The 17,915-nt window shown below is 68.5% G+C and carries 15 protein-coding genes; 2 read left to right on the top strand and 13 right to left on the bottom strand.

Annotated elements, in window-relative coordinates; genetic code table 11:
* Positions 1-17: 17 nt before the first annotated feature.
* From VH567_RS11830 to VH567_RS11875, 10 genes are all read right to left on the bottom strand, one after another.
* The gene (locus VH567_RS11830; RefSeq protein ID WP_423326319.1) at positions 18-917 is read right to left on the bottom strand and encodes a biotin/lipoyl-binding protein; all 900 of its coding nucleotides are present in this window, start codon (positions 915-917) and stop codon (positions 18-20) included.
* A complete protein-coding gene (locus tag VH567_RS11835; RefSeq protein WP_423326321.1) occupies positions 914-1,120 on the bottom strand; it encodes a DUF1656 domain-containing protein in 207 nt (68 codons plus the stop codon). Before VH567_RS11835 ends, VH567_RS11830 begins: the two co-directional genes overlap by 4 nt.
* A complete protein-coding gene (locus VH567_RS11840) occupies positions 1,117-3,174 on the bottom strand; it encodes an FUSC family protein (protein ID WP_423326323.1) in 2,058 nt (685 codons plus the stop codon). The genes VH567_RS11835 and VH567_RS11840 overlap by 4 nt, the downstream gene beginning before the upstream one ends.
* Positions 3,171-3,623 carry a MarR family winged helix-turn-helix transcriptional regulator gene (locus VH567_RS11845; RefSeq protein ID WP_423326325.1) on the bottom strand — a complete coding sequence of 151 codons (453 nt, stop codon included), beginning with the start codon at positions 3,621-3,623 and terminating at the stop codon, positions 3,171-3,173. The genes VH567_RS11840 and VH567_RS11845 overlap by 4 nt, the downstream gene beginning before the upstream one ends.
* A gap of 214 nt (positions 3,624-3,837) precedes the next feature.
* Positions 3,838-4,644, bottom strand: a complete 807-nt coding sequence (locus VH567_RS11850; RefSeq protein ID WP_423326327.1) for a TOBE domain-containing protein — start codon at positions 4,642-4,644, stop codon at positions 3,838-3,840.
* A gap of 144 nt (positions 4,645-4,788) precedes the next feature.
* A complete protein-coding gene (locus VH567_RS11855; protein ID WP_423326329.1) occupies positions 4,789-5,436 on the bottom strand; it encodes a thymidylate kinase in 648 nt (215 codons plus the stop codon).
* A gap of 169 nt (positions 5,437-5,605) precedes the next feature.
* Positions 5,606-8,134 carry a bifunctional lysylphosphatidylglycerol flippase/synthetase MprF gene (gene mprF, locus VH567_RS11860; protein WP_423326331.1) on the bottom strand — a complete coding sequence of 843 codons (2,529 nt, stop codon included), beginning with the start codon at positions 8,132-8,134 and terminating at the stop codon, positions 5,606-5,608.
* A gap of 5 nt (positions 8,135-8,139) precedes the next feature.
* Entirely contained in the window at positions 8,140-8,532 is a 393-nt protein-coding gene (locus VH567_RS11865; RefSeq protein ID WP_423326333.1) for a DUF2147 domain-containing protein, read from the bottom strand.
* A 10-nt stretch (positions 8,533-8,542) separates the two neighbouring features.
* The gene (locus VH567_RS11870; RefSeq protein WP_423326335.1) at positions 8,543-9,244 is read right to left on the bottom strand and encodes an AcvB/VirJ family lysyl-phosphatidylglycerol hydrolase; all 702 of its coding nucleotides are present in this window, start codon (positions 9,242-9,244) and stop codon (positions 8,543-8,545) included.
* 118 nt (positions 9,245-9,362) lie between these two features.
* Positions 9,363-9,650: a chorismate mutase gene (locus tag VH567_RS11875; protein ID WP_423326337.1), complete on the bottom strand. Its 288-nt coding sequence runs from the start codon at positions 9,648-9,650 to the stop codon at positions 9,363-9,365.
* Positions 9,651-9,759: 109 nt separating this feature from the next.
* Here VH567_RS11875 and VH567_RS11880 point away from each other — a divergent pair, with 109 nt between their 5' ends.
* Positions 9,760-10,788 carry a polyprenyl synthetase family protein gene (locus tag VH567_RS11880; RefSeq protein WP_423326339.1) on the top strand — a complete coding sequence of 343 codons (1,029 nt, stop codon included), beginning with the start codon at positions 9,760-9,762 and terminating at the stop codon, positions 10,786-10,788.
* A 149-nt stretch (positions 10,789-10,937) separates the two neighbouring features.
* Here the strand turns inward: VH567_RS11880 and VH567_RS11885 are convergent, their stop codons facing one another.
* From VH567_RS11885 to mutS, 3 genes are all read right to left on the bottom strand, one after another.
* Positions 10,938-11,363 carry a glycine zipper 2TM domain-containing protein gene (locus VH567_RS11885; protein ID WP_423326341.1) on the bottom strand — a complete coding sequence of 142 codons (426 nt, stop codon included), beginning with the start codon at positions 11,361-11,363 and terminating at the stop codon, positions 10,938-10,940.
* A 65-nt stretch (positions 11,364-11,428) separates the two neighbouring features.
* On the bottom strand, positions 11,429-12,394 hold the full coding sequence (locus tag VH567_RS11890; protein ID WP_423326343.1) for a cation diffusion facilitator family transporter: 966 nt from the start codon (positions 12,392-12,394) through the stop codon (positions 11,429-11,431).
* 202 nt (positions 12,395-12,596) lie between these two features.
* On the bottom strand, positions 12,597-15,176 hold the full coding sequence (gene mutS / locus VH567_RS11895) for a DNA mismatch repair protein MutS (RefSeq protein WP_423326544.1): 2,580 nt from the start codon (positions 15,174-15,176) through the stop codon (positions 12,597-12,599).
* 421 nt (positions 15,177-15,597) lie between these two features.
* Between mutS and VH567_RS11900 the strand changes: the two genes are divergently transcribed.
* A complete protein-coding gene (locus VH567_RS11900; protein WP_423326346.1) occupies positions 15,598-17,853 on the top strand; it encodes an NADP-dependent malic enzyme in 2,256 nt (751 codons plus the stop codon).
* The last annotated feature ends 62 nt before the right edge of the window (positions 17,854-17,915 follow it).

Genomic DNA, 17,915 nt, shown 5'->3' on the forward strand with positions numbered 1-17,915 from the left:
GATGCCGGGTTCGCGCGTCACGTCGTGGCCCCCGGAGCTACGCGCGGTTGGACCGTCACCGTCGCGGTGCGGCCGACGATCAGTTGCGTCCCCTTCGGCACTTGCGTCAGCTTCACGCGCACCGGGATGCGCTGCGCCAGCCGCACCCAGTTGAAGGTCGGGTTCACATTGGGCAGCAGGTTCGTCGTGTTCGTCCGCTCGCTGTCGTTGATCCCCGCGGCGATGCTGTCGACGCGGCCATGCAGTGCCTGCGGCTCGCCCATCAGGTGGACGATCACCGGATCGCCGAGGTGGATGCTGCCGAGCTTGGTCTCCTCGAAATAGCCCTCGACGCGGAGCGAGTCGGTGTCGACCAGCGCCATCGCCTGCGCGCCGGTCGCGATGTAATCGCCGGGGTGGAGATCGAGGTTGGTGACGATCCCGTGCACCGTCGCGCGCACCGTCGTGCGGGCGAGGTTGAGTGCTGCGGTCGAGCGGGCGCTCTGTGCCTGGGCCAGTGCCGCGGACGCGGTGGCGACGCGCGCGACGTTCTGCTCGTGCGTTTCTTTCGCGACCAGATCGCCGAGCGCGAGGTCGCGCTGTGCCTCGCGGCGCGCCTGCAACAGCGTCGCACGGGCGCTTGCGATCGACGCATCCGACTGTGCCAGTGTCAGTTCGAAGCGTGGGCGATCGACCACGAACAGGATGTCGCCGGGCTTCACCGCCTGGTTGTCGTGCACCGCGACCTGCGTGACGAGGCCCGCGACGTCGGGCGTCACGCGGACGATGTCGGCGCGGATATGCCCGTCGCGCGTCCACGGATCGGTCTCGTACCGCTTCCACAGCCACAGCGCGACCAGCACCGCGAGCGCGACGATGAGAATCGTGACGGCGGAACGGCCGAGGGGCGCGAACAAGGATTTCAGGCGGGTATTCATGCGGAAGGTCCGGTCAGCAGGGCGAGCAGCCCGAGGATGAGGAAGAACAGCGCGAGATCGACGAGCGGTCGATACGTCACCGCGCGATAGGCGCCGGCGAACGCAAGCAGCCGCGTGGCGATGCCGGTGAGGAGCACGGCAGCGACCGCGAGCAGCAGGATGCTCGGCAGGTAGACGCCGCCGATCGAGATTTCGCCGGTCATGCGGTCACTCCGTAAGCTGGGGCCAGAAAAGGGGGCGCTTGCGGGAACAGGTTGCGACGTAGCGAGGTCAGCGCGAGCACGCTCGTACGGTGGCGATCGGGCGTGGATGTGGCGAACCCGCTCATCGCGGTGTCGATCCCGGCAAGTAGTTCGGGCTCAGGCGGGGCAGGCTCGTCTGGGCGAAGCGCGCGGTAGTGCTGGCCGATCCCGTGGAGCACGGGGGTGATCATGGCCGCCTCGTCCGGCGTGCCGTCGAGCCGCAACTGGCGCAGTTCGCCGACCGCGACGCCGACCCGCAGGTCGGTCAACGCGTCGAGCAGCGGCTTGCCCGGATCCTCGCCCTGCAAGGCAAGACGCGGCGCGAGCAGGCCGATCCGGTCGAGCATCGTCGCGATCCAGCCGGCGGCATCGGGACGGCTCGTCGAGGTGCTGCGCTGCGCCAGTTCGCGCCAGCCTGCTCGGATCAGTCGTCGCGTGCTGGTATCCGCGCCGATCGTCTGGAACAGGCCGACCGTGACGACCGCGAACAATGTGCCGACCAGCTGCGAGATGCCGCCATTGAGGAACGTGTCGAACCCGCCGCCGAAACGGTCGTTCAGCCCGACCGTGTTCAGCCCGCCGAGCAGCGCGCCCAGCGTCACCAGCAAGGTCGATGGCCGTGCGAGGAACATGCCGCCGATCAGCATCGGCGGCGCGAGCACCGCAGCCAGCGTCACGAAATCGGTCACGCGCGGCAGGATCGCGAAGGCGTAGACTGCGGACACGACCAACCCGAGGATGGTCCCGTAGAAGAACGCCATGATCGCCGGGGCGGGGTTGTCGCTGTTGCCGAACAACGCGCAGCACACGCCCGCGATCAGTACCGCGCCTGCGCCGTCGCTCCAGCCGGTGCCGATCCAGAACGCGCAGCCGAGCAGGATCGTCGTGACGGTGCCCGCCGCCGCCCGCAGCGCGATACCGCGATCGCGGTGGAGCGGCCGCTTGGCGGTGCGTGCGAGCAGGCGTGCGACCGCAGGCGTCACCGGCGTGCGCGAGGGCGAGCGCATCTGGTCGCGCAGGTCGCGCGCGTTGCGGTGCGCGTCGACCAGTTCGGCGAGCCGTGCGAGCAGGCTCAACCGCAGCGCGTCGCGCCAGATGAGTGTCGCGCCGACCGGCGGCTCGAGCGCGTGTGCGCGGGCGATCAGCGCGTCGGCGGTCGCTCCGCGTTGCTCGACCGTGGGCGGCGCGCGGAGCCATTCGCGAACGTCCTCGATGAGCGCGAGCGCCTCCGGGCGGGGGGCGTCGGCACCGCGCGTCAGCTCGACGATCCGGTCGTCGACCGCGCTCGCCAGCGGCAGCAGCATCGACAGTTCGGCCTGGAGCGCGCGCAGCGTCCGCACGCGCGGCAACAGGCGTGCGGTATCGAACGGGAGATGGATGGAGAGCTGATGCAGCTCGTTGATGTCGAGCGCGAGCCGGCGGCGGTCGCGATCGAGCTTGGTATCGGAGGCTCCGGCAAGCGAATCGCGCGACCAGCGTTCGGCATCGGCCAGGATCGCGTCGATCCGTCCGAGCAACGCGCCGGTCACCGTCTGCGGGAAGACGAAGCCGTGGATCAGGCTGCCACACAGGATGCCGATCGTGATCTCCTGCACGCGCAACGCCGCGGTCGTGAAAATCGCGCCCGGTGCCGCCACCGACGGGAAGCCGATGATGCTGGCCGTGTAACCAGCCAGCAGGAAGACGTACGCACGCGGCGTACGGTCGAGCAGCGAGATATAGAGGCAGACGCCGAGCCACAGCGCGAGGCCGAGCGACAGGAGTTCGGGCGCGTTGACGAGGTTGGGCACCAGCACCACCGCGGCGATCGCGCCGAGCACTGTGCCCGCGACCCGGAACACCGCCTTCGACAGCACCGCGCCGGCCAGCGGCTGCGCGACGATGTACGACGTCGTCACCGCCCAATAGGGGCGGGTGAGGCCGATCCGCAGCGCGATATAATAGGCCAGCAGCGCCGCGATCAGGCATTTGACGGAGAAGAGCGCTTCCTTCGCGCCGAACCGGGCGAGGATCATCGCGCGTGATCCGCCGCGAACCGCGCGCCGAGCCGTTCGGCGACTCGCAGCGCGGTGGCAAGGTCGTCGTCGGACACGTCGTCGAGCATCGCCGCGCGCAGGCTGGCGAATTTCGCCTCGATCGTGGTCACGAGCGCGCGGCCATGATCGGTCAGGCGGATGCGGCTGACACGCGCGTCCTGCGCGTCGCGGTGACGCTCGACGAGGCCGGCCGCGGTCATCTGGTCGATCGAGCGGACCAGCGAGGCCTGCGTCACGTCGAGCTGGCTGGCGAGATCGGTCTGGCGGACGTCGTCGCCAAGCCGCCCGACCTGGACCAGCGCCCAGCCGGTCGATGCGGACACGCTCATGTCGCTGAGCGCACGGTCAGCCGCCCGCCGCCACATTCTCGCGAGCGGCAGCAGGGTGCGGGCATAGGATGATTCGAGGGCGCGGCGCGGAGAGGTCATTAGCGTGCTAAGTAATGGCGTTTATTTATGCTGCAATGCGGAATCGGTTCATGACGGAAAAGTTAGGATCGGTTCCAGGCGGGTAAGCAGCTCCCCGGCGGAGGCCGGGGCCCAGTTGGAAAGGTCGTGGTAACGGAGGGCTGACCTTAGTTAGCGACGTTTCCCAATTGGGCCCCGGCCTTCGCCGGGGTGGTGCCGAGTTGATCGAACGTCGCTACTCCACTGCCAGGATCACATGACTCGCCTTGACCAAGGCCAGCGCGCACGTGCCAATCTGCAGGTCGAGCGCGTCCGCACTCTCCTTCGTCAGCGTCGCCGTGAGCGTCTTGCCGCGCGTCAGTTCCAGCGTCACTTCGCTGGAGATCGCGCCATCCTCGCGTGCGATCACGGTCCCCGCCAGCGTGTTGCGCGCCGACGTTCGCAGGCTCTCGTCGCCGCGTGCGAGGATCACGAAGCTCGACTTGATCAGCGCAAGCGCGGTCGCGCCCGGTACCAGCCCGAGATCCTCGGCGCTGCCCCGCGTGATGGTCGCGACGATCTCGACACCCTCCGCCACGCTCAGCGTCACCTCGGCATCGATGGTTCCCGGCGTCACCCGCGACACCGTGCCCCGCAACACGTTGCGCGCACTCGTCTTCATCCCGATTCCCCATAACAGCGGTTTCAACGACAGCCCGTTCGACACGCTCGCCTCGATCCGCGCCATCGCGCCGGCGAGCTCGGCGGCGGCGACCGCATAGCCGTCGAGTACCGCGATCCCCGCCTCGGTGATCGGGCTCGCACCGCCATCCTTGCCGCCGGCTGTTGGCAGTACGAGCGGGCGGTCGAACAGGTTGTTCATCACCTGCACCGCATCCCACGCCGCCTTGTAGCTCAGCCCCACGGCCTTCGCCGCGCTGGTGATCGAGCCGCCGTCGCGGATCGCGCGGAGCAGGGCGATCCGGTCGGCCCCGACGCGCCCGGTCTGGTCCTTGGCGAGCAGGATCGTGGCGTGGAGCGCGGGGTCCGGCGATAGCGTCATGGCCCGCCTCATACGCAATGGCGGACGCGGAGGGTAAGCCCGATCGTGCGCTGGTCGCTCGGCGTGTCGAAGATCCGCTCGACCGGGTAGGGATCGAGCAGCGTTGGGCGCGTGGTCCTGGCCCCCCGCCTTCGCAGGGGAACCTTAGGGGAGGAGGGCGACGATCTCCGTGGCGATCTCGGCGGGTGGCCGTGATGCGCCGTCCGTCACCGTCGAAACGGTAGCCCAGCGCCCCAGCAACCCGGCCTTCGCCATCGCCGCGTAATTCGTCCGCACGCGGTCCTGCAGCCCGGTATCCGCCTCGTAGGCGTCGAACGCATCGTCGGTGTACGACCGCTTGCGCTTCTTCAGGATCAGTCCGCGCGCGATCGCGGCGGGGGTGTCGAGATACACCGACAGGTCGGGCTTCGGCAGCGCGAACGACCCCGTCTCGAGGTCGGCGATCCACGCCATCATCGCGTCCGCCTCGTCGGCGGGCACCTGCGCCGCCTGATACGCCATGTTCGAGGCGGTGTAGCGATCGAACACCACGACGTCGTTCGCCGCCATCGTCGCCAGCAGGTGATCGCGCGACTCCATCCGGTCGAGCGCGTACAGCACCGCCGCCGCCCTTGGCGACGTGCCGCGCGGCAGCGTCCCCGCCAGCATCGCGCCGAGCGCCCAGCCGCCGACCGTCTCGGTATAGCGCGGGAACGACACGATTTCGGCAGTGCGGCCGGCGGCACGCAACTGCTCGACCACCAGTGCCGAGGCGGTGGCCTTGCCCGCGCCGTCGGCGCCTTCGATTGCCATTAGGAAGCTCATAGGAGCGCCCTAGAACGGATCGATATCTGGATTAAAGCCATCTTCGTCATGCCGGGCTCGTTCCGGCATCCACGGTGCCGCAAAATCGATAAGATCTGGTTCGCGGAACGGTGGACCCCGGAACAAGCCCGGGGTGACGGATGTCCTTCCGGCGGCCTTACCGACTCACCAAAGCCTGCAAATCGATCAGCCCGCGTAGCAGCGACGTGCCGCCCGGCGAGGCGATGTAGCGCGGCGTCCAATTGGGGCGAAACTTCTCCTTGTACGCGCGCAGGCCGGCGAACCCGTAGAAGCGCTCGCCGTGGCGGAACAGGAACGCCGCCACCTTCGACCAGGTCGGCGACAGACGCCGCGCCTCGATCCCCGACAGCGGCGCCATGCCCAGCGAGAAATGGCGATAGCCGTGCTCGTGGCCCCACAGCATCAGCCGCGTGAACAGAAAGTCCATGCCCCCCTGCGGCATGTCCTCGGCATGGCGCATCAGGTCGACCGACAGCTCCTGCCTGTTCGGCGTCGCCCAGATATTGGCGAACGCGACGATGCGCCCCTCGATCCGCACCACCGCGCAGTCGAATTTGCTCAGATACCCCGGCTCGAACCGGCCGACGCTGAAGCTCTTCTCGGCATGGTTCTTGTCGGCCAGCCACCAGTCGGAGATCGCCTGCAGTTCGGGGATGATCGCCGGCATCTCGGCGGCCGGCACGACCGCGAACGCCGCCCCCGCCCGCTCGGCGACGCGGCTGGCCTTGCGCACGCTGCGCATGTCGGGCGTGTCGAGCGTGAAGCCTTCCAGCTCGACGGTCGCTTCCTCGCCGTATTTGACGAGCTTCAGGCCCATTTCGATCGCGATCGGCACGATTCTGAGGCCGATCTGGTACAGCAGCAGCCGCCCTTGCGCGGCGTCGGCGCGCGCGCGGATCGCCCAGAGCAGTTCGGACCACGCCTCGCTCGGGCCGACCGGATCGCCGATCACGATCCAGCTCGCGCCCTTGACCTGGTACATCAGGAACGCATCGCCGCTGTCCGACACCAGGAAGCGCTTGTCGCCGGTGAAGGCGAGCATCGCGTCGGTGCGGTCGGCATGCGCGAGCGCCGCCTTCGCGACGTCGTCGGGCAGCACGTCGTGGACCATGGGCACAGGCGCCGCTGCGAACAGCCGCCAGATCGCCGCGCCGATCAGCAACAGCCCGACCGCCAGGCTGGTACGCAGGAAGCGCGAGGCGTTCGCGTCGGTCTCGAACCGCCACCACAGGTCGCTCGAATAGCCGACATGGCGGTAGGCGAAGAAGCCGATCAGCACCGACAGCCCGATCGCGGCGCCGACGCCGACCAGCCATTCGGGTGACAGCGGCTCGGCAGTCAGTCGCGTCCGTCGGTAGAATGCCGCGCGCGTCCATTGCAGTGCGGCCGCGGTCAGCAGCAGGATCGTCGCCTCCTCGTAATCGAGGCCCTTGGCGATCGACAGTAGCGTGCCGGCGACAAGCAACGTCCGCGCCGCCCAGAATGCGCCGTCGAGCCGCCGGTACAGGCCCAGCGCGACCAGCAGCAGCATGACCCCGACCAGACTCGCCGCGACATGCGCCATCTCGCTGATCGGCAGCGGGAGGATCGTCGCGAGCGCGTCCATGCGGCCGGGCGCGGCGGGGAGTGCGCCCGAGACGAGCAGCATCGCGCCGCTCATGAACACCAGCACGCCGAGCAGCAATGGTGCCAGGGGAAGCGCGATCGTGAGTGGACCGGAGCCGCGGTCTCGCCATTGCCGACCCTCGTGGAACGCCATGAGCACGGCCGCCAGGATCAGCGGTGCGACGTAATAGATGATGCGATAGGCGAGCAGGGCTGCCAGGATCGTCGCATTGTCCTGCGGCATCGTCGCGATGATCACCGCCTCGAACACGCCGAGCCCGCCCGGCACATGGCTGATCAGCGCGACGACGATCGCCACCGCGTAGCCAAGGAAGAGTACCGGATAGAGCTCGGGCGAGGCGTTCGGCAGCAGGACGAACAGCGCGGCGCTCGCCGCTGCGAGGTCGACCGTCGACACCAGCACCAGCGCCAGCGCCTGCCGCCAGTTGGGTAGCGGCAAGCGCCAGCCGAACAGCCCGAGCGATCCGCCGCGCCGGTACCGGAGCACGATCCCGACCATCGCCAGCGGGATCGCGATGCCGATACCGCGTTCCAGCAGCGGTGGCATCGTCCACTTCACGATCGGCAGCATGCCCGGATGGATCGCCATCGACAGGCAGGCGACGGTGATGACGCCTGCCCAGAACGTCACGCCCGCGATCAGCACGACGCGGGCGACCGCGGCTTCGTCGAGCCCGGCGCGGCTGTAGACGCGGTAGCGCGCCGAGCCCCCGGTCAGCATCGCGAGCCCGAGATTGTGGCTGATCGTGTAGCTGGTGAACGACGCGACCGCCGCGGTCCGCCAACGTAGCGGATGGCCGATCACCTGCAGCGCGATCGAATCGTAGAAGGTCAGCGCGATATAGCTGATCACGGTCAGGCCGATCGACACCGACAGCTGCGGCCAGCCGAGCGCCGCGAACGCCGCGCGTACCTCCGACAGGCGGATCTCCGCGGTCAGCTTGTGGATCGCCGCGAAGCCCAGCGCCGCCACCACCAGCACCGCCAGCGCGATCAGCATCCCGCGGCGGTGCGCGATCCACTCGCGTATCCCCGACACGCGCGTCAACCGCGGCGCCAGATCTGCGTCTTGCAGAGGAACCCGCCGATCAGGCACCCCTTGACCGAGATCGTGTTCGCATCGACCAGCATCAGCGTCGAGCCGAAGGTGCGGCCCATGTCGGGCACGAAGATCGTACCCGACCATTTGTTGCGACCGCTCGGGCGGTATTCGCGCAGCAACGCCGTGCCGATCAGCTTGGGCGTGCCACCGTCGCGCGCATCCGCCTGCGCCTCGTCGCTCGCGCGGACGACCCAGCCGCACAGCCTGTCGCCACAGGCGCCGGTCTTCACCGCCACGCTGTTCTTCGGATTATGCCAGATGCCCTCCACCGGCGAGGTGGTGGGAACGGGGGCGGGGCTGCTCGCGATCATCGCAAGCGCCATCAGTGCAACCATCGGTCGATCCTCAATGCGCGAATACGAACCGCGAGACCGTAGCGTAGAGCGCATCGACGTCGCGGTGAAGCGGGTGACCGCCGGGGAGCGCGACGCGGCGCACATTGGGCTGGGTCAACAGCGGGCACAGGCTCGCAGGCTCCTCGATGCCCGACACGCACAGCACCGGCGCCCAGGTCAGCGCGCGCGCGGTCGGCAGCGCGTCGGTGGTCGGCGTCCAGGCGTCGAGGATCTCGCCCGGCGAGGCGCGGAACTCGACCGTGTCCTCGGGCACGACCAGCACGATGCCGGCGATCTTCGCGCGCAGGCTCGGCGGCAGCCCGAACAGCCCGACATGGAGCATGTCCGCGCCGAACGACTGGCCGATCAGCACGACGCGGTCGGTATCGCCCAGCCGCAGCGCCCGCACTTCGGCGCGCGCGACCAGCGCGGTGACCTCCGCGGGCGTCCTGGCTTTGCGCATGTAGGTGAGCGTGTTGACGCCGACGACCGACACGCCATCCGCCGCCAGCCGGCGCATGACCTCGGGCGCCATGCCCGATCGCAGCCCCATGTCGCTCGACAGGAACACCGCGGCGACGCGTTGGCGCGGGCCGGTCGTTGGCACGTCGGTAAACAACGGTCCGCCGAAATAGCCGAGCCACGCCATCGCCCCGGCCGCGCCGAAGACGACGACCGCGAATCCGACCAGAATGACACGAAAGCCCCTCATCGGCTGCCGATTGCGCCAATCGTGATGATCGTCTGGTGGAGGGTGCGTGACGTTTTCGTCACAGACTGTCTCTGAAATCCGTGATCCTCCCCCTGGCGGGGGGGGGGGGCAGAATGTCTCAACCCTGGTCGTGTGCGAGGCGCTCGTGATGGCGGATCACCTCGTCGATGATGAAGCGCAGGAATTTCTCCGAAAATTCCGGATCGAGCTGCGCATCCGCCGCGAGTTGCCGCAGCCGCGCGATCTGGCGTTCCTCGCGGCCGGGGTCGGCGGGCGGCAGGCCGTGCGTCGCCTTGTGCCGCCCGACCGCCTGCGTCACCTTGAAGCGTTCCGCGAGCATATGGATCAGTGCCGCATCGATATTGTCGATGCTCTGGCGGTATCCGTTGAGCAGATCGTCAGCCATCCACGCACCCTTTCATTGGTTCGGCGCGCCTTTTGCGGGCACGGGTCGCGAACGGCAAGAGGCACCAAGGGTTGCTTTGCAGGGGCATAGGCGGCAGAGGCTCGGGCAGATGAGCGCCACCGTCCACCGCCTCGATACCCTGCGTCCCAATCCCGAGTCCCAGCCTTCGCTGGACCCGATGGTCAAGCTCGTCTCGGGCGACATGGACCAGGTCAACGCGGTGATCCGCGGCCGGATGGAGTCCGAGATCCCGCTGATCCCCGAACTCGCCGGGCACCTGATCGCCGGCGGCGGCAAGCGGATGCGGCCGATGCTGACGCTCGCGAGCGCCCGGCTGATCGGGTACACCGGCACGCAGCATCACCTGCTCGCCGCCGCGGTCGAGTTCATCCACACCGCGACGCTGCTCCACGACGACGTCGTCGACGGTTCGGACCTGCGCCGGGGCAAGCGGACTGCCAACATCATCTGGGGCAACCCGGCTAGCGTGCTGGTCGGCGATTTCCTGTTCAGCCGCAGCTTCGAGCTGATGGTCGAGGCGGGCAGCCTCAAGGCGCTGAAGATCCTGTCCTCGACCAGCGCAGTCATCGCCGAGGGCGAGGTCAACCAGCTCACCGCCGCGCGGCGCGTCGATCTCGGCGAGGAACGCTATCTTGACATCATCGGCGCGAAGACCGCGGCGCTGTTCGCGGCCGCCTGCCGGATTTCGGCGGTCGTCGCCGAGCGCTCCGAGGCGGAGGAAGCTGCGCTCGACGCGTACGGCCGGAACCTCGGCATCGCGTTCCAGCTGGTCGACGACGCGATCGATTACGTCTCGGACGCGGATACGATGGGCAAGGACGCGGGCGACGACTTCCGCGAGGGCAAGATGACGCTTCCCGTGATCCTGGCCTATGCGCGCGGCTCGGCCGAGGACCGTGCGTTCTGGAAGGACGCGGTCGAGGGCCGCCGGGACAGCGACGCTGACCTCCAGCACGCGATCCGCCTGATTCGCTCGACCCGCGCGATCGACGACACCTTCGCAAGGGCGCGGCATTACGGCCAGCGCGCGATCGACTCGATCGGCGGCTTCCCCAATGGTGACGCCAAGGACGCGATGGTCGAAGCCGTCGAGTTCGCGGTAGCCCGCGCGTACTAGACCCGTCCGTTCGCCCTGGGCGAAGTCGAAGGGTCTGACCAAGGCGCAGGTGCTTCGACTTCGCTCAGCACGAACGGCCTATAGCGCGGACATAAAAACGGCGGCCGATCGCTCGGCCGCCGTGTTCGTTTTCAAACCCGGTTAAAGGCTCAACGGCACTTGACGTTGCCGCGGTCGACCGAGCGGCCGAGCAATGCGCCGCCACCGGCACCCGCCAGCGTACCGAGCGTCCCGCCGCCGATTAGGTTCGCCAACGCGCCCCCACCGAGCGCGCCGATCACCAGACCGGTCGTGCCGTCGTTGCGCTTGCAATAGGCGCGGCCGTCATTGCCGCGATAGATGCGGTCGTTGCGACCGAGACGGCGCTCGCGGTAATTGCCGTTCTGATAGCTGCGCGACGGATCCCAGTTGCGCTGGTCGCCACGCCAGTTGCGATCACCGCGGTCGTTGCGATCGCCGCGACGATCGTCACGGTCCCGACGGTCGTCGTGACGCTGAGCAGTCGCTGCGGTCGGCAGCATTGCGGGGGCGGCGACTGCGACCGACATCAGCGCGGCGATAAGATGCTTCTTCATGAGATACTCTCCTGATCTGTGTCAGGGTAACCCGCGCCGCACCCGAAAAGTTCAAACCGCCAGTTTCAGACGGTCGCCGCGTCCGCCATCGAGCAATCATGGCCGCTGCCCGTCTCGACCTGCAACGTCGCATGGCCGATCCCGAATGTGTCGTGGAGCATCGTCCGCGCATCGCTGAGGAACTGATCGCCTGGATGCCCGCCGGGCATCACCAGATGCGCGGTGAGGACGGGTTCGGTGGTGCTCATCGGCCAGATGTGGAGATCGTGGATCTTGGTGACGCCGGGCAGGCCGCACAGCGCCTCGTCGACATGATCGAACTCGATCCCGCGGGGGACGGCGGACAGCGACATCTCGACGGTCTCGCGGAGCAGGCCCCAGGTCTGCCAGAAAATGAGGATGGCGATGACGATGCTGACCGCCGGATCGATCCAGGTGAAGCCGGTACGCCAGATCACGATACCCGCGATCACCACGCCCGCAGATACGAGCGCGTCGGCGGCCATGTGCAGATACGCGCCGCGGATGTTGACGTCGCCCTTGCGCCCGCGCGCGAACATCCAGGCGGTGATCGCGTTGACCGCGATGCCGACGCCCGCGACCATCGACACGGTGAGGCCAGCAGTGGGGGCGGGATCGGAGAAGCGCTGCGACGCCTCCAGCACGATCGCGCCGAGCGCGACCAGCAACAGCAAGGCGTTGGTCAGCGCGGCGAGGATCGTCGAGCCTTTCAGCCCGTAGGTGAAGCGCTTGGTCGGTGCGGTGCGCGCCAGCATCGTCCCGCCCCAGGCGACGACGAGGCCGAGCACGTCGGACAGGTTGTGCCCGGCGTCGGCGAGCAGCGCGACCGAGTCGATCCGCAGGCCGACGATCGCCTCGACCGCGACGAACACGATGTTGAGGCCGATCCCGATCGCGAACGCCCTGTCGAACGAGGCGGGCGCGTGGCTGTGGCCCCCGTGCGAATGGCTTCCGCCGTGGCCATGCGAATGGCCGTGGTCGTGGGAATGCCCGTGATGATGTCCGCCCAAGGCCCGCGCTCCGCTAAATCCGGCCGCCGCCTAGCATCGACGTATCGTGAGATACTAGGACGTGGGCAGGGTTAGTGGGTTGCGCTCTATCCCACCCACTCCGTCACCCCGGCGGAGGCCGGGGCCCACCGTCCCACACACTCGATTCTCTCGATTGCGCGGAACGGTGGATGCCGGAACGAGCCCGTATGGCAGGAAGGGGCTAACCCTCGTTGGCGAGGGCCTTCAACCGGTACAGCGCCTCCAGCGCATCTCGCGGGCTCATCGCATCGATGTCGAGCTTGGCCAGATCCTCGCGCAACACATCGCACGCCACCTCTTCGACCTGCGCCGCCGCCGCGAACAAGGGCAGGTCGTCCAGCCCCGCCGCGATTCCGCCAGTCTTGGCCCGCCCAGCCTCGAGCTTAGCCAGCACCGCCTTCGCGCGCGCCACCGTCACCGGCGACATCCCCGCCAACCGCGCGACCGCCAGCCCATAGCTCCGGTCCGCCGGCCCGTCGGCAAGCTCGTGGAGCAGCACCAGCTCCCCCTTCCACTCCCGCGCGCGGACATGATGCAGCGACAACGCCTCGCACCGCTCCGCCAATCGAGTCAGCTCGTGATAATGCGTCGCGAACAGGCAACGGCAGCGATTATCCTCATGGATCGCCTCGACCACCGCCCATGCGATCGCCAGCCCGTCATACGTCGAAGTCCCCCGCCCGACCTCGTCGAGGATCACGAACGACCGCGGCGTCGCCTGCGCGAGGATCGCCGCCGTCTCGACCATCTCGACCATGAACGTCGACCGCCCGCGGGCGAGATTGTCCGACGCCCCGACCCGGCTGAACAACCGATCGACCAGACCCAGGGTGGCCTTGGTCGCGGGCACATACGACCCGGCCTGCGCGAGCACGGCGATCAGCGCGTTCTGGCGGAGGAAGGTCGATTTACCGCCCATGTTCGGGCCGGTGACGAGCCAGAGGCGCGAACTTTCCGACAGGTTGCAGTCGTTGGCAACGAACCGGTCACCCGACTTCGCCACCGCAGCCTCGACCACCGGATGCCGCCCGCCCTCGATCTCGAAGCAAGCATGATCGACCAGCGAAGGCTGCGCCCAGGCACCTTCCGCCGCACGCTCCGCCAGCCCGGCCGCGACGTCGAGCCGTGCGAGCGCGTCCGCGGTCGCTGCGATCGCCTCGCGCCCGGCCAAGGCCTGCGCGGTCAGTTCCTCCAGATGCGCCGCCTCCGCCGCCAACGCATGCGCGCCGGCCTGGCTCACCTTCGCCGCGACCTCGTGCAGGGCAGGGGTATTGAACCGCACGACGCCCGCGAGCGTCTGGCGATGCGTGAAGCCGCTCTCGGGCTTCATCAATGGGTCCGCCGCCCGCGCCGGTACCTCGACATGATAGCCAAGCACACCGTTATGCCGGATCTTCAGCGCCGTAACGCCGGTGGCAGTGCGGAACTCGGCCTCCAGCGCGGCGATCGCCCGCCGTCCGCCGGCGCCCGCGTCGCGGAGGTCGTCGAGCGCGGCGTCATAGCCTGCCGCGATATATCCGCCGTCCGATGCCTCGATCGGCGGCGACGGCACCAGCGCGCGCTTGAGCAGGTCGATCAGCGCGCCGTGTCCGCGCAATCTTGGCGCGATATCCCGCAGCAGAACCGGCGGATCGGCGATCCCGTCGAGCCGCTCGCCAAGGCTCCACGCGCCGTCGAGCCCGTCGCGCAACTGCCCGAGATCCCGCGGCCCACCACGTCCCGCCGCCAGCCGCCCGAGCGCGCGGCCGATGTCGGGCAGCGCGCGCAACGTCGACCGCAACCGCTCGCGCGCCGCCTGGTCGTCGTGGAACAGCCGCACCAGATCGAGCCGCGCATCGATCGCCGCCTTGTCCATCAAAGGCGCGCCGAGATCCGCCCCGAGCAATCGCGCGCCGGCCCCCGTCACGGTCCGGTCGACCGCGTCGAGCAGGCTCCCCTTCCGCATGCCGCCGGCCGTACACGTCAGCTCCAGGCTCTCCCGCGTCGCCGCGTCGATCGCCATCGTCTCAGCCGCCCGCCCGATCCGCGGGGGGCGGAGGAAGGGCATCGTGCCCTTCGCATTGTGCTCCAGATACGCGACCAGGCCTCCGGCGGCGGCGAGCCCCGCGCGTCCGAATTGCCCGAACCCGTCGAGCGTCGCCACGCCGTACACCCGCTTCAGCCGAGCCTCGCCCGCGCCGCTGTCGAAGTCGATCTTCGGTCGCAGCGTCGTCGCCGACCCCTCGAACGCGCCCGCCTCGGACGCCACGACCTCGGCCGCGCCAAGCCGCGCGAGTTCCGCCTCAACCGCGTCGCCCGCAACCTCGACAATCTCGAAGCGCCCGGTCGAAACGTCCGCCGCGGCAATCGCCACCGACCCGCCGGCCTCGCCGATCGCCACGCACCAATTGTCGCTCCGAGCGTCGAGCAATGCCTCCTCGGTCAGCGTTCCCGCCGTCACCACCCGCACGATCGCCCGCGCGACGAGCGCCTTCGAGCCACCGCGCGCCTTCGCCTCCGCCGGGCTCTCGACCTGCTCGGCGATCGCCACGCGGTGGCCGGCCTTGATCAGCCGTTGCAGATACACCGTCGCAGCATGCACCGGCACGCCGCACATCGGGATCGGCTTGCCCTCATGCTCGCCGCGCGCGGTCAGCGCGATGTCGAGCACCCCCGCCGCGATCCGCGCGTCGTCCATGAACAGTTCGAAGAAATCCCCCATCCGGTAGAACAACAGGCAATCCTGCGCCTCCGCCTTCAGGCCGAGATACTGCGTCATCATGGGGGTAGGGGCGGGAGTGGGCATCACGGTGCGGGTAGCGAAAAGCCGCGCCCCGTAAAACCCCTCTCCCCTCGGGGGAGAGGGAGGCCCGCGCGCAGCGGGTGAGTGTGAGGGGCGTGAGGGCCGGACGCTCGCGCCAACCGCCCCTCATCCGGCGCCGGCGCGCCACCTGCTCCCCGAGCGGGAGAAGGAGTTGTTACCACACCGCACCATCACCACCCCGGCGGAGGCCGGGGCCCAATTGGAAAGGCGGGAGTAATGACGGACAGTCCTTCATTACTGCCGTCCCCCAATTGGGCCCCGGCCTTCGCCGGGGTGGTGCCGGGGTGGTGGCTACCCCACTAGGGCGAAGTGTCCGGGGTGACGAACGGCGGCCACATGCCTAGAAGGTCCTCCAAACCTAACGACCGCGCGAGGCCCCATGTCCGACGAAACGCTGCAATTCTCCGAACGCGAAGCCTTGCTCTTCCACTCGGAAGGCCGCCCGGGGAAGATCGAGATCATCGCGTCGAAGCCGATGGCGACGCAGCGCGACCTGGCGCTCGCCTATTCGCCCGGTGTCGCGGTGCCGGTGCAGGCGATCTACGACGATCCCGCGACCGTCTACGACTATACCGCGAAGGGAAACCTCGTTGCGGTGATCTCGAACGGCACCGCGATCCTCGGCATGGGCAATCTCGGCCCGCTCGCCAGCAAGCCGGTGATGGAAGGCAAGGCGGTGCTGTTCAAGCGGTTCGCCGACGTCGACGCGATCGACATCGAGCTGAAGACCGAGGACGTGAACCGCTTCATCGACGCGGTCGAGCTGATGGAGCCGACCTTCGGCGGGATCAACCTCGAGGACATCAAGGCGCCCGAATGCTTCATCATCGAGCAGGCCCTGCGCGAGCGGATGAACATCCCGGTCTTCCATGACGACCAGCACGGCACCGCGATCATCACCGCCGCCGGCCTGATCAACGCGTGCCTGCTCACCGGGCGGAAACTCTCCGAGGTCAAGATCGTCGTCAACGGCGCCGGCGCCGCGGCGATCGCCTGCACCGAACTCGTCAAGGCGATGGGCGTGCGCGGCGACAACGTCATCCTGTGCGATCGCAAGGGCGTGATCTACCAGGGCCGCGAGGGCGTCGACCAGTGGAAGTCGGCGCATGCCGCGGTCACCGAGACGCGCACGCTGACCGAGGCTTTGGTCGGCGCCGACGTGTTCCTGGGGCTCTCCGCGGCGGGCTCGCTGACGCCGGAAATGGTCAAGGACATGGCCCCCGCGCCGATCATCTTCGCGATGGCCAACCCCGAACCCGAAATCCGCCCCGAACTGGCGATGGCCGCGCGCCCCGATGCGATCGTCGCGACCGGCCGCTCGGATTATCCGAACCAGGTCAACAACGTGCTCGGCTTCCCGTTCATCTTCCGCGGTGCGCTCGACGTCCGCGCGACCGGCATCAACGACGCGATGAAGATCGCCGCCGCCAACGCGATCGCCGAACTCGCCCGCGAACGCGTGCCCGAGGAAGTCGCGGCGGCGTACGGCGTCAGCCACAGCTTCGGCCCCGCGTACATCATCCCCGCGCCGTTCGATCCACGCCTGATGGAAGTCGTCCCCGTCGCGGTCGCCAAGGCGGCGATGGCCTCGGGCGTCGCCACCAAGCCGATCCTCGACATCGAAGCCTATCGCCAGTCGCTCCGGGCCCGCCTCAACCCGACCACATCGGTGCTGTCGATGGCATACGAGGGCGCCCGCGCGCACCCGAAGCGCGTGATCTTCGCGGAGGGCGAGGAAGAAGTCGTCCTCCGCGCCGCGATCGCGTTCAAGGAGGGCGGCTACGGCACCCCGGTTCTGGTCGGTCGCGACGACGTCCCCGACCGGTTGCGCGCGCTCGGCGTCACCGATCCCGAGAGCTTCGAACTCCACAACAGCCGAGTCTCGCCGCTCGTCCCGCGGATGGTCGACTTCCTGTATTCGCGGCTCCAGCGTCGCGGCTACCTCCGCCGTGACTGCGAGCGGATGGTCAACCAGGACCGCAACATCTTCGGCGCGTTGCTGCTCCAGCTCGGCGAAGGCGACGCGATGATCACCGGCATCACGCGCACCTACGGCGAGACGATGCGCCAGATTTATCGCGTGATCGATCCGGCCGCGGGGAAGACGCCATTCGGTATTCACCTGCTGGTCGGGCAGAGCCACACGGTGTTTATTGCCGACACCACGGTCAACGAGCGCCCAACTGCCGAGCAGTTGGCCGACTTCGCCGAGCAGACCGCGGCGGTTGCGCGGCGGATGGGGCATGAGCCTCGCGTGGCGTTCCTGAGTTACTCGAATTTCGGCAATCCGAAGGGCGAATGGCTCGATAACATCCGCGATGCGGTGACGGTGCTGGATGGGCGGAAGGTCGGGTTCGAGTATGAGGGCGAGATGGCGCCGGATGTTGCGCTGAATCCGAAGCAGCTGGCGAACTATCCGTTTGCGCGGCTGTCTGGCCCGGCGAACGTGCTGATCATGCCAGGGCTTCAGTCGGCGCATATCTCGGCGAAGTTGTTGCGGGAACTGGGTGGAGACTCGGTTATCGGCCCCATGCTGATCGGCATGGAAAAGCCGGTCCAGGTCGCGCCGATGACGAGCACGGCAAGCGAGCTTGTAACCCTAGCCGTTCTCGCGGCAGGCGGCATAGCGCGCTAATCTCCCTCGCCCCTACGGGGAGAGGGAAGGGGCCCGCGGCGCTTGCCGTGGGAAGGGAGAGG

This window comes from Sphingomonas sp. 4RDLI-65, from assembly GCF_049472435.1.
In the GTDB taxonomy this organism is placed as follows: Bacteria; Pseudomonadota; Alphaproteobacteria; order Sphingomonadales; family Sphingomonadaceae; genus Sphingomonas.

Excerpts from the sequence above, each read along its gene's own strand:
- VH567_RS11830 (WP_423326319.1), bottom strand. The coding sequence starts at position 917 with ATGAATACCCGCCTGAAATCCTTGTTCGCGCCCCTCGGCCGTTCCGCC.
- VH567_RS11835 (WP_423326321.1), bottom strand. The coding sequence starts at position 1,120 with ATGACCGGCGAAATCTCGATCGGCGGCGTCTACCTGCCGAGCATCCTG.
- VH567_RS11840 (WP_423326323.1), bottom strand. The coding sequence starts at position 3,174 with ATGATCCTCGCCCGGTTCGGCGCGAAGGAAGCGCTCTTCTCCGTCAAA.
- VH567_RS11845 (WP_423326325.1), bottom strand. The coding sequence starts at position 3,623 with ATGACCTCTCCGCGCCGCGCCCTCGAATCATCCTATGCCCGCACCCTG.
- VH567_RS11850 (WP_423326327.1), bottom strand. The coding sequence starts at position 4,644 with ATGACGCTATCGCCGGACCCCGCGCTCCACGCCACGATCCTGCTCGCC.
- VH567_RS11855 (WP_423326329.1), bottom strand. The coding sequence starts at position 5,436 with ATGGCAATCGAAGGCGCCGACGGCGCGGGCAAGGCCACCGCCTCGGCA.
- VH567_RS11865 (WP_423326333.1), bottom strand. The coding sequence starts at position 8,532 with ATGGTTGCACTGATGGCGCTTGCGATGATCGCGAGCAGCCCCGCCCCC.
- VH567_RS11870 (WP_423326335.1), bottom strand. The coding sequence starts at position 9,244 with ATGAGGGGCTTTCGTGTCATTCTGGTCGGATTCGCGGTCGTCGTCTTC.
- VH567_RS11875 (WP_423326337.1), bottom strand. The coding sequence starts at position 9,650 with ATGGCTGACGATCTGCTCAACGGATACCGCCAGAGCATCGACAATATC.
- VH567_RS11880 (WP_423326339.1), top strand. The coding sequence starts at position 9,760 with ATGAGCGCCACCGTCCACCGCCTCGATACCCTGCGTCCCAATCCCGAG.
- VH567_RS11885 (WP_423326341.1), bottom strand. The coding sequence starts at position 11,363 with ATGAAGAAGCATCTTATCGCCGCGCTGATGTCGGTCGCAGTCGCCGCC.
- mutS (WP_423326544.1), bottom strand. The coding sequence starts at position 15,176 with ATGATGACGCAGTATCTCGGCCTGAAGGCGGAGGCGCAGGATTGCCTG.
- VH567_RS11900 (WP_423326346.1), top strand. The coding sequence starts at position 15,598 with ATGTCCGACGAAACGCTGCAATTCTCCGAACGCGAAGCCTTGCTCTTC.